This is a genomic window from Winogradskyella sp. (genome assembly GCF_965228925.1).
Lineage (GTDB): Bacteria > Bacteroidota > Bacteroidia > Flavobacteriales > Flavobacteriaceae > Winogradskyella.
In genome coordinates this window covers 4098335-4115606 of sequence record NZ_OZ245845.1, presented here as the reverse complement: position 1 = coordinate 4115606, position 17272 = coordinate 4098335, and the positions used below count along the sequence as shown (strand labels likewise).

Genomic DNA, 17272 nt, shown 5'->3' with positions numbered 1-17272 from the left:
TTATTTCAAAATTAATTTCGATGATATTACTTTGGTACTTTCCAAGCTAATTTTGACAAAGTATATACCTTTTCTGAAACTCGATAAATCAATTTTTATATCAGTCTTATTATCAGCATCATCATGATATACACGTTGACCTAAAGTATTATAAAGTTCAATAAATTTAATTTTTTCAGGAATATTAGATTTAATACTTACAAAATCAGTTGTGGGATTTGGATATACTGATATACCGTCTTCTAAATCAAATTCTGTTAAGCTAAGTGCACCTGTCGTAAATTGATAAGTATTAGAATAGATTATATTTCCATTATTAGTAGCAACTAATCTGTAATGATAGGTTTCATTTGGTAATGGGTCATTGATTAAACCGATTATCAAATTAGTATTATATCCAAAAGCATAATCAGGCATTCCTGCTACTGATGAACCAAAATTGTCTGTAAGCCCATATTCGAAATGAATATCTGTTAAAAAAGCTCCATAACTATTAATTAAACCTCTTAATTCTAATGAACTTGTTTGTGTATCTTCTATGGTTCCACCGGTCATGATGATAGCTCCTGAGAAATTAAAAACACCTTCTTCGCTGTATATAGTTCCTCCATCATGATTAGCTTTCAATCTATAATAGTAATTTAAACTTGTGTCTAAACCGGTTATGGTAGCATTAACAAATGACGAACTGTTAGCGGTGACCTGTGATGGGTTGGTTAAAATAGTATTCTCATAATCAATAGTCCCGTATTCAAACACAATATCAGTTATATTTTGATCGTAAGAAGTTAAAAACGCTGATAGTGTAACATCTGTTCCAATAATATTTGGACTGTATAGATTTATGCTATATTCAGGAAATGTAGTAAAAGACAGAATATCCCCATAAATGTCTTCTCCTTGATGTGTTCCTTTAATTCTGTAAAAATATTGTGTGTCAGGTTGTAAATTATTTAAACTTCCTGTAATGTTCTCAGTAGTACTGCCATTAACTATCATTGGTGCGCCAATTATGCTATTAGCTAGGGCATCAGAACTTGTTCCATACTCAAATTCTACATTTGTAATATCATGTTCATTGGATACTATAAGACCTGATATTTGTGCGGTGGTTGCTGAATAGTTAAACACCCAATTTGTTGTTATTTCATAATCAGGAAGTGTTGTAAAACTCAAAATCTGACTGTAATTTGTGTTTGAATTCTGAGTTCCAGATAATCTATAGTAATAAGTGGTGTTCGGTTCTAGGTTTGATAAATCCACGGAAAAGTTTAAAGATTCATCTGAATTGATTGTGTTTGGTGTTGTTGAAATAATATTGCTAAAAGAAGAATCCAGACTATACTCAAATTGGATATCCGAAATAGATTCCCCATTTGAGGTTACATTACCTGTTAAGCTAGCGCTAGAATTAGATATGTTTTGGGCATCATTAATATGTAAGACTATGGTTTCATATTCCACATCACTTCTGTAGATTTTTCCATTTGTACCTGCTGTATATATTTTGTTGTTTATGAGCGCGATGGAATTGATTGAAAACTGTTGTGTTAGATAGTTCCAGCTTATTCCTCCATTTTCCGTTTTATGGAGTCTGCCATCCTCATCAGCTATATAACCAACATTTTTTGAATAAAAACGGACTTGGGTATACCATTCATATGGTATTTCTAATTCTTCCCAGTTGTTTCCTCCATCATTGGTTTTATACATTAAGCCTTGGTCACCAACAAAGTAACCATTATTCTCATCAGTAAAATGAAATGTGTTAATGTCTTCATCTACTTCAATACTAACATTCCAAGTATTACCTCCATCGGTAGTTTTATACATTCTACCATCTGCATATCCAATTGTATTTCCATAACCAACTAAATCATTAATAAACTGGATATGACCAAACCTTTCATTTGAAACTTGTGTCCAGTTAACACCACCATCAGTAGTCTTCATAACTTTTCTCCAGTTAAAACCACCTGACATAAAGCCATTGTTCTCATCCAGAAAAAAAATAGACGTTATTCCTTCGTCAATGATATCATTACCATTATTCAAAGCTGTCCATGTTATTCCTCCATCTATAGTTTTGAATACGTGTCCTCCATAAGGTCCTCCTGTAGTCGCATACCCTAAACTTTCACTTATAAAAATAAAATCACTGCTTGAAACAGAAGTTCCTAAACTCAAAGAACCCGCTAAAATCCATGAATCTCCGCCATCTGTTGTTTTATAAAAATTACTTCTCGACTGAGCATAACCTATATTGTCATCTACAAATTGTATTTGTCTAAAATCAATATATGTTATAGAATGAGGTGTCCAAGTATTGCCGCCATTTGTAGTTTTAACAATACGACCTCGAGCACCAGTAGCATAACCTATATTACTGTCTTGAAAGTAAATGCCGTACATAGAAGTTCCTCCTACAAAACCATTTTGAAAAAAGATTTGACTCCATGTGTTTCCGCCATCGGTTGTTTTATAGGTTGCTCCAAATTCGCCTGTCGCAAAACCATTATTTACATCTAAAAAATGAAAATCGAAAGTAGCCTGACCTGTTCCTGAGATTTCCACCCAAGTTTCCCCAGCATCTGTGGTTTTATACATATTATTATGTTCTCTTGTTGCAAAACCAATAGTGTCATTAACAAAATAAACTGTAAGATAATTTGAAGGTGTAATATTACTATTGTCTCTTGTTGTATACCAATTTTCACCTCCATCTATAGTTTTTAGTATGATTCCATTATTGCAAACAGCATGTCCAATAAGGGAATTGGTAAAAAATGTCTTATTTACTGCCGAATTAGGAATACTTCTACTTTCCCATGTAGTTCCTCCATCATCAGTTTTTACGATACTATTTGAAGTTGATAGTATGATATTGTTAGTATCAATAATATTCACAGTATTGAAAGAACCACTAAAACCTGTTGAAACTTGATTCCATGATGCCCCATTATCAACAGATTTTAATACGTATCCAGAATTACCAACAATATAACCTATGGTATTGAGGAAACTCATATCATTTCCGCTAGAGATGTTTTGTTTTTTTAACCAATTATTACCAGCGTCTAATGTTTCTAATAGTTCATTAGAAGTTATTATATATCCGATATTAGCTGTAACAAACTCAACATCTTTTCCAGTATTGGCTGTTGGCTTTGGGTTTAATAATTCCCAATTTGTTTGAGAGTGCATTTTACCAATACACAACACTGTACAAAATACAATAAGTAGGATTTTTTTCATTTTCAAATTCTTAGATTTATTCTTTAGTTCAGTGTTAGATATTGCCCAACATAAGTATATGTAAACTTAGCACATTAATTACCCATTAGCAATAAATAAAATCACAATTATTACGAATTTTCTGATATTTTGCTAACGGCTTCGACTTCGTATCTGTCGTATGAGACTTTTGAAAGTGTTGCGCTTGGTATGACAACTCAGTCTCACCTTTAGAATAACCTATTTTAGGACTTAAAATTACTCCAAGAGTTTACGGAATAAAGCTTCTAATTTTTTGCGTTCCGAATCGTCCGATAATATGGCTAGTAACCAACCTTGATGGCTATCTGCGGCACTGGTTATATCACGATTGGCATAGGCGCTAAACTCATCAAAGTCATACCAATTGATCCTATGGATCTGCTGAAGGGCATAGACAGCGAGTTCTCCATTTGAAGCTCCCATAAATGGACAGGTATGTATGTTGGTTTTGGTGGTATCTGCTAGCTTTCCTAATAAGAATACTGTTGTTTTTTGTTTGTCGTATTGTGAGAGCAGCTGCCATGGTTCCTTGTTGAAAGCTGTCTGTTTAAAGCGTTCACCTTCGCGATCAAAAGTGTATTGCGCCCCCAAAAGACAGGACGATTGCTTGGTAAAGGCAATCTCAGTCCAAAGTGAGTCTAAGTCTTGCTGGGCATAGTTTAATGCAGTAAATAACACAAAAAATGGCAGTGTCATATAATAGGTCTTAATTCTGGATATATAATGTTGGTTCATTTTTTAATTCCACTGTTTGTTTTTTAAACTCGTTTTTTTGAAAACGTCATCCGAATCCATGATTAGTTTTTTTCCTTTTACCCAGATTTTATAATCAGTTAGAAATTCAGGAATGGCATTTATATCCAAATCCCTAATCAAAATTTCAATTTCATTGTAATTTGGATTCTCAATTTTGATTGTTTCCTCTTGTCCTAAAAAGTTATAAGTTATATTATTCAATACACTTGTATCAAACTTTGCTATGCCACTTTCATTGGCCGCTGCACCCTGTGTTCCATCATTTATTAAAATATTAGAATATCCAAGTTCTCCATTTTTATCCGAAATCCTAATCTTAACCTTCCCTTTTAGTTTTGGATTTATTTTTCCTCTATAAGTTGTTTTTGCAATTTCTGGTTGATTAAAAGAATTCAGAATAATTGAGTTATTCGGAGTTTTTTTCCAAGTTCCTTTTATTATATTTTCCCCACCAACATCCATAAAAATGTAATACTCGAATGTGTTGTCCGATTTTAATTCAATTTGAGTACATGCCAAATACTGGTTTGCACATTTACCGTACAAACCAATAACCGATTTGTTCATTGAACAAGAGCTTAAAAAGTACAAAACTAAAATCAACTTAACATATTTCACGATTTTGTTTTTCAAATATTTACCAATCTTATAAACGTAAACTTACCGTATTAATTACCCATAAAAAAAACTAAAAATCCGCAGTTACTGCTGATTTGAGATTCATCCTTGGCAATTTTGACTGTACTTCGAATGTCTGTTCGCTTTGCTTAGCCAGCAGGCAGATGTAAAAGACCTTGGAATGTGCGGCATTCAGCATGACAGCTTAGCCTGACGGTCATGAATGCCTAAGTCTTAATCTTTTTTCGGTACGCTATTAATGTCTATACTTATGGCTTGCAATAAAAATTGAACCCCTAAAATAATTGGTAAAGCTGCTAGCATTATGGTTCCTGCATTATTTGGAGTTTGCGCTACGATGCCCATGTGCCACTTATAAAAGCCTATAGAAAAGCCAAAGATAAGAAGCGGTATAGAGATGAGTATATAGATAGAAGCCATATTAAAGTTATAGATGTAGTATTTATAAAAAATCCTTTTCATAAATCGTCGTATCATTTTAAATGGAAAGGTTAAGAGAACTTTACCAATGCTTAAGTTACTATTCTCATGACCATAAACTGCCGGAATTGGGATATCCTTTACAACCTTATCGAGTAGATTTAAATTTACAAGCATATCGGTTTCATAAAAGAACCCTTTAGAAATTTTATCGAGTCTAAGACTTTTTATGGTTTCGGTAGTAATAGCATTAAATCCATTGGTTGGGTCCATAATATTCCAGTACCCAGATGTCGCTTTAATCATAAAGGACAGTACACTATTGCCAAATAATCGCGTTTTAGGCATACGCCTTAAGGCCTTAAAGTCATTAAATCTATTGCCTTTAGTATAATCTGCTTTTCCTTCGATGATGAGTTGAATAAGTTGAGCTATATGATTTGGATTCATTTGCCCGTCTCCATCAATTTTGACCACAATATCACAGTCTAGTTCCAAAGCTTTTTTAAAACCGGTGACCATCGCCCCACCAACTCCTTTGTTTTTATTGTGCGAAATTACTAAAAGGTGCTCTAAGTGTGTCGTTTTTGCGATAGCTCCTGAATTTTCTGGACAGGCATCATCAACCACTATTATGGTGTCGACAAAAGATGGAATAGTAGTTAGAACCTCTGTTATTTGTTCAGAGACTTTGTAACAGGGTATAACGACGATGATCTTTTTATTGGATATCATAAAGACTTATTTTTCTAGCTGGATGAACTTGAATAGAAATAAAATTAAATGTTTTGCTAAGAGTAACAAGAAAACTCCCGAGCCATAACAAGAATGAGTCGGATAGTGCCATAATTCCATAGATTTAGTTCGAGTATGCATTTCCTGTAATCTTCCATATTTGATAGTTAGGGGTATTTAAATCTACGGGTTCGAAGTATTGCGATTTCTCTTGTAACAAGTATAGTTTTACAAGCGTGGTATTGGCCATTTCTTTGGACATGGCAGCACCAAAACCAATACTTTTATTCCATTGAAAAACAAAACGATTATCAGAAGTTTTAGAATTACCTGATTCAAAAAAAGTAGTTTCTGAGTCGATACCATTAAAGGTTGAAAGTGATTGAAAGTACCGTTTTTGCTTTCCATAATTGGCAATACCGGTTTTTTTATCCAGAATGATTTGACCATTGCCAATTTTATTGCCGCGTTCTTGCAAATTATTAAAAGTTAAGAATAGCGGTAGTCCAACAGTTTTCTTGGTGTTTAAGTCTGAATGGCCTTGTTTAAACCAAACAGCTGTTTGGGTCATTTTGTAATAGAAAAAAACATAAATATCTTCGGATTCTCTCGGGAAGAGAAATGATACCCATTCCTTTGGAGTATTTAGACCATTGGCTTTTGGAAGCTTACCATTATCTTGTTCTCGTACAAACAACTGCTCAGTTTGCTTCGGTGATAATGAAAAGATATTGTTTAAAAAATTAAAAGTATTTACTACTCCAGAAAAAGCACCATAGAGTGTATTCATACCTTCTATACCATGTTTATTATAGAATCTCATAAAGTTTGCAGATACCGCAAGGTTATCCGCGGCTAATGGATATGCTACATAATAGAACAGTTCCCCATCACTAACATCACCGTCTGCATAAGTACCATTTTTTAAATAGTATTGTATCTGATACCCTAAATCCCAATCCGTCCATACATTGGCACCTTCGGGAATATGTTGATCCATGGCATTTAATAGAGCTATGCTTTCATAGGCTGCAGGTTTTAAATAATTATGTGTAATGGTTTTATAGTTTGAAGCAATTCCGATGATTGCAATAATTACAGTAACTGCCAAAGCGATGTGGGGTTTTATTCTTGTTTTAAATTGAAACAATAAATGGATGCTGTAGCCTATACCAATCGCTAGAATTGGTGCGGAAAAAATCATAAACCGATTTCCTCCTACAAACGGGGATAGCGCCAATCCAATAGGAATTATAAAATAAAGAGCTTTTCGTTTTAGTTTCCAACATAAGAGTATTATCCCTATAACCATTGCATAAAAAATAAGATCATTTCCCGCAGTCTTTTTTATGAAGTCTTCAAAAGTAATTTTATCTAATTCTGCGATATCCAAATTATTGGGAAAAGCAGTGTCCGTTTTGCCCAAAACAAGATTGGCAAACGCTATAATTTCGTCACTTATAAAAAATGCGCTTATCAATATGGCAAGGCCTAAAATGAGATATTTTAAATAAGGTTTTTTGGTCTCATAAGAGAAAATTAGTGCCACAGAAAAGGGGACAAGAGCAGATATAATGACAACACTGGTAGCCGTATTCCACCATGTGTAGAATAGAAAGGTACTTAAAATACCTAAAGCGAGATAGGTATAGCGTTTTTTCGATTTAATGTCCCCAAATTGGTAAAACAAATAGGTATTGAGTAATACAAAAACTACATTTAAGCAATCCGTATCAAATACGCCGATACGTGTCCTAACGATATAAGTTATAGATAGTATGGAAAAAAGAGCAGCGGATAGTGAGGCTATTTTGTTGAAATTAAGTCTTACACATAAAAGAAACACCAAAGGGGCTAGTAAAGATGCTAAAAATACGGGTAGAAAAATGGCTATGGTCTCGAGTTGTATTCCTGTAATGCCACTTATAGAAGCTGCTAAAACAGATAATAAAGGTGGGATATAAGGTGCATGTACCTCATTAGGCACTCTTCGTAATTCTTGCAAGGAGTCATAAGTGCCTTCCTGTAATTCTCTAGCTATTTGTAAATAATAATAGCTGTCAAAATTCGACATTTGGTATTTATCCTGATATTGAAATTGGGACTTATACGCCTTCCAAACGGAAAAATCCTCATATCTGAGATAAATGGCAAATAAAACAATTAGAAGTAGGATGACACTTGAAACCCACAGTCTAATTCGCTTGTCTATGTTAATCGTTGGTTTTTTAGTTAGGGCATTCGAATCTTTTTTTGACATGATCAAAAACTAGTTTTCTCATGAGGCTAAATTCTTAAATGTTATTTATTCTTATTAATCTCGTCTTGTAGTTGACGTCTCACTTTTTGCTCGCGCTCCAAAGCCACGCGTCTATGCTCTTCGAACTCGGTTTCGACTTCTTCGAGTTTTAGTTTGGCTCCTCTTGTTAAAGCATTACTGTTTTTAAACTTAAAGATAAAGAACAATAACAGTGCAAATAGTGCAGCAACGATACCCCACATAATCACATTATAGTTGGTTTTGCTGGTTTGCATCCCTAGCAAAGCCATATTGTTCTTTTCAGTATTGGTTTGGTCTAAAGTCGTCTGTGTACTCGTCAATTTTGCTTTTAAGTCCTCAATTTCCTTAGCTTGATTCTCGACCGTACTTCTAGACGCTTCTAAGTTGCCATAGGTTGTTTTAAGGGAATCCAAGACATTAGATTTCAACTTTAGTAGCCAAACCTGCTTTACAGCTTCGTAAGGCTGGCCATTGGTACCCTTAAAATTACCGGACTTTCTAAATACGTACTCGAACTGACTATTTATAGTGCCACGGTCTAATGATAATTGATCTTGGTCATTCGTGTTGCTGGTTTGGGCATTAATGGGGTGTAGGCTAAACGTAACTGCAAGAATTACAGCGATTTTGGTTAAGGTTTTCATCCTCAAGAATTTTTGGTTGCATTAGATTAATTAGGTGCCAAGATAAGGATTTTATGAGCATTTCATAAATTAATTATCATGGACATGTTATATACGATACAAGTCGTTATATAGATGTCAGAAACGCATAAATCAAAAAAATCTTGCCCCATGGCAAGATTTTTATTTTCGATCTTCAATATAGTCTAGTAATAAGCATAGCGTCTTACCTTAGATATATATTTTGCCAGTCTAATAACTTGGTGGCTATAACCGTACTCATTATCATACCAGATGTATAGAATCGCATTTTTACCATCTTTTCTAACAATAGTCGCTTTACTGTCGTAAATAGATGGGGCCGAGCTACCGACAATGTCGCTAGAGACCAATTCATCGCTCATTTCGTACTTAATCTGTTCTACTAAATCTCCTTCAAGCGCATATTTCTTCATAATCGTATTGATGCTATCCACAGAACTTTTCTTATCTAATTCTAGATTTAAAATAGCTAAAGATCCATTTGGTACAGGAACTCTAATGGCGTTAGAGGTTAATTTGCCATCTAAAGATGGTAAGGCTTTGCTTACTGCCTGTCCAGCTCCCGTTTCGGTAATAACCATATTTAAACCAGCCGCTCTTCCACGTCTGTATTTTTTATGGAAGTTATCTACCAAGTTTTGGTCATTGGTATAGGCATGAATGGTTTCTAAATGCCCGGATTTAACACCAAAAGAATCTTCAATCGCCTTTAATACGGGGGTAATGGCGTTGGTAGTACAGGATGCTGCAGAGAAAATCTTTACCTTATCAGGATTGTGTTCTAAGTGATTAACACCATGGACAATATTTGGGATGCCTTTACCAGGTGCTGTCAATAGTACTTTATCTACGCCTTTAGCTTTTAAGTGTCTGCCTAGTGCCTTTTCATCTCTAAACGCACCGGTGTTATCAATAACCAAAGCATTGTTAATACCGTAAGCTGTATAATCGATAGTCTCTGGGGCATTAGCGGAGATGATATTTACGGTAGTCCCGTTAATAATAAGTGCGCTGTTCTTTACATCGACACTTACCATACCCGAAAAATCTCCGTGTACTGAATCATTTCTAAGCAGTGATGCACGCTTTTCTAATACGGTTTCATTGATATCGCCACGTGTTACGATAGCCCGTAATCGCAATTGATTCCCTTTACCTGTGCGCGTCATTAACTCACGGGCCACCAAACGCCCGATTCTACCAAAACCATAGAGGATGACATCTTTGGGTTCGATATCTCTAGATGTTTTGGCTTCTTTTAATTTCGCAGCGACAAAGGCCATGGCATTGTCGTACTTTTTATCCTCGAGGTGATACTCATAAGTCAACTTACCAATATCCAATTTGGCAGGAGGTAAGTTTAGTTTTTTGATGGCCTGAGCAATCTCGACCGAATCAAAAATAGAAATTGGTTTTTGAACGAACTCTCCTGCATACTCGTGCAAGTTCAGAATTTCGCTCACTTTTCTGTCGATTAATTGATTTCTGAACAGGACGAGCTCAATGGAATTGTCGTACCAAAGGTCGCTCACTGTTTTAATAAATTCGACCGTTGCCCTGCGACGATCGGCCTGAAACGCTAACTCTTTTTCGTAAGTGTCGTTAAAACCCATTTGTTTTGGTTTAGTGTTTTTTAATTTCGGCGCAAAAATACATATTTCAAACGTTTTCGTAACATATTTTGTCGAAAATAAAAACCCTTCAAAGAATAACTCCTTGAAGGGTTTTTAGTTTATCTCTAGACGTCAAATACTGATGGTATCGCAGTAATAATCTAAAGCTGATAAATTTTCACTATGTTAAATGAATTCGTAGGTTTGAAGAGCTTGATTATCGAAACAACTTACATCTCCCCATCCGAAAGACGTCTGCATATTCATCCAAGCTTCTGCTACGTCAGCACTATCAGTACCAAACGTGGTTAATTGACCATCACGACCAGCAGCACAAACGTATCGAGCACCGCCATTAACTTTTTTTAATTCTTCTCTTGAAAGCTCAAATTTTTTAAGATTTTCTAAATTCATTCTTAATTTTATTTAAATAATTAGTTATTTAAAATTACAGAATTTTCTTATAGTAAAAAACTTTTTATGATTAAAAAGAACTTTCTTTTTACTTTGAAAAATCGAGATTTGAGTTTTATTAATCTTATTTAAAATAACATTAACAATCCAATTTTTATAAGATTTTAATCGACCTTACCTAAAGTTATAGACCACTTTTTCGCCATCATTATTTATCACTTCTATTTGAAGAGGTTCATTATAACTTCTAGTTTTTATTGCCGTTTGAACGTCATCAGCCGAGTACAGTTTTTTACCATTGATGCGTGTTATGATATTGCCTTCCACGATACCACTTTCATTCCAGTCGGATTTATAGTCATCGTTAAACTTAGAAATCTTTACTCCGTATTCAGCGCCAAACCTCTTTAATTCGTCTTTGGTGGCATCTTTCACTCGACCAATAATCGGAATCTCTGCAATACTATTCTTCAATAAGGTCACCGGTAGCACTTTTTGATTTCCATCTCTAATTAAAGTGACATTGACGACGTCTTTTGGGCTTTTGGTTTTCAGATAGCCAGACAAGTCTGAGAATTTGTTGATTTCGACATTATCTATCTTCTTAATGATATCTCCAGATTGAATACCTGCCTTTTCTGCGCCCGTGTCCTCTGTGACTTCACTGACATGAAAACCTTCGGTAATGTTTGTGCCAAGTCGTTCTGCGCTATTGCTATTGAGCGATTCTCCTACCACACCAAGAATACCGTTTTGTACATTGCCATACTCCATAATGTCATTGACGATTTTACGAGCAATGTTACTAGGCACGGCAAACGAGTAACCAATATAAGACCCATCACGGGAAGAGATTGCTGTATTAATACCGATTAAATCTCCATTGGTATTCACCAAAGCTCCACCAGAATTTCCAGGATTTACGGCCGCATCCGTTTGAATAAAGGATTGTGTATTTCTACCGCTCAGATCTCTAGATTTAGCACTGATAATACCTGCGGTAACCGTAGAGTTTAAATTAAACGGATTACCAACAGCCAATACCCATTCGCCAATTTTTGCGTTGTCCGAATCTCCAAAAGCTAAAAACGGTAGGTCTTCGTCCGTTTCAATTTTAATTAAGGCAATATCCGTGGCTTCATCGGTGCCAACAAGCTCAGCCATATACGATTTGTTATTGTTCAGTGTAATGCTGATTTCGTTAGCATTTTGTATCACGTGGTTATTGGTCACTATATAACCTGTCGGTGAAATAATAACCCCGCTACCGGTACCGACCTGAGCACGTTGCGAACTGCGACCAAAAAATAGATCTTGCATAGACATTGGTGCGGTAACAATTGCCGTATTTTTAACATGAACGACGGCGTCAATTGATTTTTCTGCAGCTTCCACAAAGTTCGGAAGGTCATAAGATGTAGTGTTTGGAGTGGTGTTCGTTGGTACATAAACCGGTAAATCAGAAACCTGTTCTACGGCCAATTGCTCTTGTTGTTCTTCTTCGACGAACAATTTATATCCGCCTAAGGCCAATAGACCGCCTAAAGCTGAAACACATACTAGAGTTAAAATCTTCTTCATAATTTTTCAGGATTTAAGTTCAATCGTTTAACGTTTAAATTTAGAGATTTATTGAATTTCATTTTCTATTTTAACGACTATTTAACGCCAACTTTAACTGCGTTTTAACACCACATTTTACAGGCTATTATTCTTATATTTGCCTGTAATTATGACAATGACATTTTATAAATATCAAGGTACCGGAAACGACTTTATTATTGTTGACAATCGTTTACTAAATATCAACAAAAATGATACCAAGCGTATTGCTGAATTGTGCGACAGACGTTTTGGCATTGGAGCCGATGGATTTATTTTTTTGGAAAATGATAAAGATGTAGATTTCAAAATGGTTTATTTTAATGCCGATGGTAATGAGAGCAGTATGTGCGGCAACGGTGGACGCTGTATAACTGCCTTTGCAAAATCTCTTGGAATTATTGATGACCAGACCGTATTTTCTGCCATAGATGGTTTACATCGCGCTAAAATTAATGGTGACATTGTGCATTTACAGATGCAAAATGTCAATACTGTTAACGTTTTTGATCAACATCTTTTTTTGGATACGGGATCGCCGCATCATGTACAAATGGTATCCGACGTTAAAGGGTATAATGTCAAAGCAAATGGTTCTAAAATCAGATATGGGGCGCCTTATGGGGATGCCGGTAGCAATGTGAATTTTGTTGAGCAGCTTACCGACAATGCATTTGCCGTTAGGACTTATGAGCGTGGGGTGGAAGATGAAACCTTATCTTGTGGAACTGGGGTTACTGCCGTAGCTATTGCCATGCACAAAAGTGCTAAAACTGCAGCCAATGCTATAGAATTAAAGACTCCTGGGGGTGATTTAAAAGTGACTTTTGAGGAGAGCGAAGCTGGATACAACAATGTATGGCTTATCGGTCCAGCAGCACAAGTATTTAAAGGAGAATTGGAATGGTGACTCTTAAAGGTGAACATATATACCTAAGGGCCTTGGAACCTGAGGATTTGGATTTTGTATATCAGGTCGAGAATGACATGTCATTCTGGCAATTGAGCGATACGCAAGCACCTTATTCTAGGTTTTTAATTAAACAATATCTCGAAAACGCAAAACAGGATATTTATGAAGCCAAACAATTGCGTCTAGCAATTTGTACTCACGATAACAATACAATTGGATTGATTGACGTTTTTGATTTTAATATCAAGAACAGACGCGCCGGTATAGGTATTTTAATTAAGGAAGCAGCAGATAGGCATCAAGGTTACGGTAAGGAAGCGCTCGGACTTTTGGTCGATTATTGTTTTAACGTCCTACATTTGCATCAGGTGTATGCCAATATATCAGAAGACAACCAGGCCAGTTTAAAATTGTTTGAGGGCCTTGGTTTTGAAATAATTGGTTTAAAAAAAGATTGGAGTTTTGATGGAGAAGCATTTTCAAATGAATATATTTTGCAGCATATTAATAATTAGTATATGTATATAAAAAAGATACTTTGGGCTATAGCAATAATTGGACTCATCATTTTTGGGGTCATCGCTTATTTTATTTATGGAGCGATGTTTCAGCCCAATACAGCATTCAGTAATGATAAGGCCTATATCTACATTCCTACAGATGCCAATTATACCCATGTAAGGGAGCAACTCAAACCCTTGCTGAAGGATATGGGTACATTCGATGCTTTGGCAAGTCAAAAAAAATATACCGCCAATATAAAGGCAGGTCGTTTTGTCATTTCCAAAGGCATGAATAATAATGAGATCATTAATTCCATAAGAAGCCAAAATTTACCGGTTAAGATCGCCTTTAATAATCAGCATAATCTTGAAGATTTAGCAGGGCGTATAAGTAAACAAATCGAAGCGGATAGTACATCACTTATTGCTGCGATGACCGACACCGCTTTTTTAAACGAAAATGGATTCAATCAGGCCACGGCATTAGGAATGTATCTGCCAGATACTTACGAATTTTATTGGAATACGTCCGCTAAGGGCTTTAGGGATAAAATGTTAAAAGCCTACCAAAAGTTTTGGAACGAGGACCGTATGGCGAAAGCAACGGCATTGAATCTTTCACCCAATGAAGTGATGACCGTGGCCTCTATCGTTTATGAAGAATCTAAGCAAAAAGAAGAACAACCTAGGGTAGCGGGGGTCTATTTAAATCGACTGCGAATAGGAATGAAGCTCGATGCCGACCCGACGCTTAAATTTGCAGCTTACCAATTGCCGAAATACAAAAATACGGTTATTAGGCGAGTCCTAAATGTACATAAAGAGATAGATTCTCCTTATAATACTTATAAAAATGCCGGATTACCACCAGGCCTAATTGCGATGCCAGATCTATCGGCGATTGATGCAGTTTTAAATCCTGAAAAACACGGGTATTATTATTTTGCAGTCGATGTTAAACGACCTGGCTATCATAAGTTTGCCAAGTCATTACAGCAACATAATGTCAATGCTCGAGCCTATCAGCGCTATTTGTCATCACAAGGCATAAATAGGTAAGCCTTGAGGTGGATTTGTGGCTATAGCATTGTAGTATTCTGTGTTTCTACCTCTCTTTTTTCACAGTCTCAAATTAATTCCTTTTTAAAACCAAGTGACTCCTTAAATCGTCCCAGAAGAAATGCGGTGGTCATAACGGAAGCGTCGCTAGGAACCTTGACGCTTTTGGCCTTAGATCAGCTATGGTATGCGGATTATCCACGCTCTAAATTCAAGACGATTGATGATAGCGAGGAATGGCTGCAGATGGATAAGCTCGGTCATGTATTTTCGTCTTATCAGTTGGGAAGGCTAGGGGCCAATACCTTAAACTGGGCTGGTGTGGGTCGAAAGGACCAATTAATCTATGGTTCAACATTGGGCTTGGGCTTTTTGACGGCTGTTGAAGTTATGGATGGATTTTCGGAAGAATGGGGCTTTTCTTGGGCAGATATGGCGGCTAATGCTTTAGGAACAGGATTGTATGTAGGCCAAGAATTATTATGGCGAGAACAGCGTGTGTTGTTAAAGTATTCATTTCATAGAACGCGTTTCGCCGAACAACGACCCGATAAATTGGGCAGTGGTTTGGCCGAAGAATTCTTGAAAGATTACAATGGCCAAACCTATTGGTTGAGTGCAAATATCAATGCCTTTCTAAAGACCGATGATATACCGAATTGGTTAAACTTAGCTTTTGGATACGGAGCTGATGGCATGTTGTCTGGTGACCCTAATGATCCACTTTTTCCCGACCAAAATAGAACACGACAGTTTTACTTGAGTTTAGATATCGATTTAAGTCGAATTAAAACGAAATCTCATGTCTTAAAAACGATTTTTGACGTTTTTAACGTCATTAAGATCCCTTTTCCAACTATAGAGCTCAATAGTCGAGGGCGCGCAAAGCTGCATTATATCTACTTTTAATAACTTTTAACAAAGCTTAACGTATTGATTTTCAGAATTTAGAAAAAATTCGTATATTTGCAGCCGAATTTTTATGAAGTCTTTGGGGAAAGCTTCATGAGTGAAAAATTGGCTGTTATGATTAAAAATAGCGTTAAGAATGTTCTATTGCCATTTTCAATTTGTTTGTTAATTGCTTTGGCATTATATCCAGATTCCACTTTAAATTCAGATTTATATTCTACTGAAGGATTAGACCTAGATTATAATATGTCTGCAGAATTGGCTATGACTGAAGATACTCAGGACATTAAGCCAAATATATTCACACCTCATTTAGGGAAATCTTTTGAGGGCTTTAAAGAAGCTCTAGCTTTTAAAGAGTCTAGAGGTGATTATTTTACAGTAAATACCTTGGGGTATTTAGGCAAGTACCAATTCGGTTCCGAGACCTTAAAATTATTGGGTATTTACAATCCGAACCAGTTTCTATACAATCCAGAGCTACAAGAAAAGGCCTTTATGGCTAACGCATCTCGAAACAAATGGGTCTTGAGAAAGGATATTAAGCGTTTTGATGGAAAGCTTATAGGTGGTGTTAAGGTTACCGAATCGGGTATATTGGCAGCGGCTCACCTTGCCGGACCTGGAAGTGTTAAGAAGTTTTTGCGAAGCTATGGTAGTGATAACTTTGCGGATGCTTATGGCACAACGGTAAAATACTACATGAAGCGATTTTCAGGCTACGATACTTCCGTTATAGCGCCCAATAAGAAAGCAAAAGCAAGACTTTAATCTTTTTGTATAATAAAGATGGCGGGTCTTTTATGAAAGTCCTCTTTATTGGTTTTCCAAGCACTAGCTGGCATTGTTTTTATAAATTCCGTAGGTAAGGTCAAATCACAAGCGACACAGACCCTAGTCTGTGGGTGAAGCACTTTCGCGAGGTCATTTAGCATATTCATATTCCTGTAGGGCGTCTCAATAAAAATCTGGGCTTGATTATGCTCAGCCGAAAGCTTTTCTAAGGCCTTTAATTTGGCCTTTCTTTCATTCTTATCTATAGGTAGGTAGCCATTAAAGCTAAAGCTTTGACCATTCATACCTGAAGCCATGAGCCCTAGGATGATTGATGACGGGCCAACTAACGGAATGACTCTTATGTTCAGTTGATGTGCCAATTTGACAATGTCGGATCCTGGATCGGCAATTGCTGGCGCCCCTGCTTCGGATAGTAAGCCCATGGATTCACCTTCAAGACATGGGTTTAAATAGGTATTCCGTTCGCCTTCCGTGGTGTACTTATTTAAGACACTCAGCTTCAATGAAGGTTGGGACTTACTCGGCGATACACGTTTTATAAAGCGCCGCGCTGTTTTTTCATTTTCAACAATGTAGTAGTCGATATCTTCAATCACCTTTTTTATAGATATAGGTAATACCTCAAGAGGCGGATTATCGCCTAGCCTTGTGGGAATTAAATACAATGCGCCTTTTTGGGTATTCAT

The 17272-nt window shown here is 36.2% G+C and carries 15 protein-coding genes; 5 read left to right on the top strand and 10 right to left on the bottom strand.

Annotated features, from left to right (window positions below):
• The 9 genes from ACO052_RS17185 to ACO052_RS17145 all read right to left on the bottom strand — a co-directional run bounded on the left by ACO052_RS17185 (window position 1) and on the right by ACO052_RS17145 (window position 12380).
• On the bottom strand, window positions 1-3255 hold the full coding sequence (locus ACO052_RS17185) for a YCF48-related protein (protein WP_422105027.1): 3255 nt from the start codon (window positions 3253-3255) through the stop codon (window positions 1-3).
• Window positions 3256-3492: 237 nt separating this feature from the next.
• Window positions 3493-4011: a hypothetical protein gene (locus tag ACO052_RS17180; protein WP_422105026.1), complete on the bottom strand. Its 519-nt coding sequence runs from the start codon at window positions 4009-4011 to the stop codon at window positions 3493-3495.
• A gap of 3 nt (window positions 4012-4014) precedes the next feature.
• Window positions 4015-4599 (bottom strand): hypothetical protein, encoded by a 585-nt coding sequence (locus ACO052_RS17175; RefSeq protein WP_422105025.1) that lies wholly within the window; start codon window positions 4597-4599, stop codon window positions 4015-4017.
• 285 nt (window positions 4600-4884) lie between these two features.
• Window positions 4885-5826: a glycosyltransferase family 2 protein gene (locus ACO052_RS17170; RefSeq protein WP_422105024.1), complete on the bottom strand. Its 942-nt coding sequence runs from the start codon at window positions 5824-5826 to the stop codon at window positions 4885-4887.
• 124 nt (window positions 5827-5950) lie between these two features.
• Window positions 5951-8086, bottom strand: coding sequence for an STT3 domain-containing protein (locus ACO052_RS17165; protein ID WP_422105023.1), 2136 nt, complete (start codon window positions 8084-8086; stop codon window positions 5951-5953).
• A 41-nt stretch (window positions 8087-8127) separates the two neighbouring features.
• Window positions 8128-8751: a tRNA (guanine-N1)-methyltransferase gene (locus tag ACO052_RS17160; protein ID WP_422105022.1), complete on the bottom strand. Its 624-nt coding sequence runs from the start codon at window positions 8749-8751 to the stop codon at window positions 8128-8130.
• Between the two features lie 185 nt (window positions 8752-8936).
• Window positions 8937-10385, bottom strand: coding sequence for a glyceraldehyde-3-phosphate dehydrogenase (locus tag ACO052_RS17155; RefSeq protein ID WP_422105021.1), 1449 nt, complete (start codon window positions 10383-10385; stop codon window positions 8937-8939).
• A 186-nt stretch (window positions 10386-10571) separates the two neighbouring features.
• Window positions 10572-10799, bottom strand: a complete 228-nt coding sequence (locus ACO052_RS17150; RefSeq protein ID WP_422105020.1) for a hypothetical protein — start codon at window positions 10797-10799, stop codon at window positions 10572-10574.
• 174 nt (window positions 10800-10973) lie between these two features.
• Window positions 10974-12380, bottom strand: coding sequence for a trypsin-like peptidase domain-containing protein (locus ACO052_RS17145; RefSeq protein WP_422105019.1), 1407 nt, complete (start codon window positions 12378-12380; stop codon window positions 10974-10976).
• A gap of 151 nt (window positions 12381-12531) precedes the next feature.
• On the opposite strand from ACO052_RS17145, the gene dapF reads away from it, so the two are divergent.
• From dapF to ACO052_RS17120, 5 genes are all read left to right on the top strand, one after another.
• Window positions 12532-13311, top strand: coding sequence for a diaminopimelate epimerase (gene dapF, locus ACO052_RS17140; RefSeq protein WP_422105018.1), 780 nt, complete (start codon window positions 12532-12534; stop codon window positions 13309-13311).
• Complete coding sequence (locus ACO052_RS17135; RefSeq protein WP_422105017.1) at window positions 13305-13829, top strand: GNAT family N-acetyltransferase; 525 nt, start codon at window positions 13305-13307, stop codon at window positions 13827-13829. Before dapF ends, ACO052_RS17135 begins: the two co-directional genes overlap by 7 nt.
• A 3-nt stretch (window positions 13830-13832) precedes the next feature.
• Window positions 13833-14876: an endolytic transglycosylase MltG gene (gene mltG, locus ACO052_RS17130; protein WP_422105016.1), complete on the top strand. Its 1044-nt coding sequence runs from the start codon at window positions 13833-13835 to the stop codon at window positions 14874-14876.
• 3 nt (window positions 14877-14879) lie between these two features.
• Window positions 14880-15785 (top strand): DUF2279 domain-containing protein, encoded by a 906-nt coding sequence (locus tag ACO052_RS17125; RefSeq protein WP_422105015.1) that lies wholly within the window; start codon window positions 14880-14882, stop codon window positions 15783-15785.
• A gap of 117 nt (window positions 15786-15902) precedes the next feature.
• Window positions 15903-16559: a peptidoglycan-binding protein LysM gene (locus ACO052_RS17120; protein WP_422105014.1), complete on the top strand. Its 657-nt coding sequence runs from the start codon at window positions 15903-15905 to the stop codon at window positions 16557-16559.
• Here the strand turns inward: ACO052_RS17120 and ACO052_RS17115 are convergent.
• Entirely contained in the window at window positions 16556-17272 is a 717-nt protein-coding gene (locus ACO052_RS17115; RefSeq protein WP_422105013.1) for an SAM-dependent methyltransferase, read from the bottom strand. The two genes, ACO052_RS17120 and ACO052_RS17115, sit on opposite strands and share 4 nt — an antisense overlap.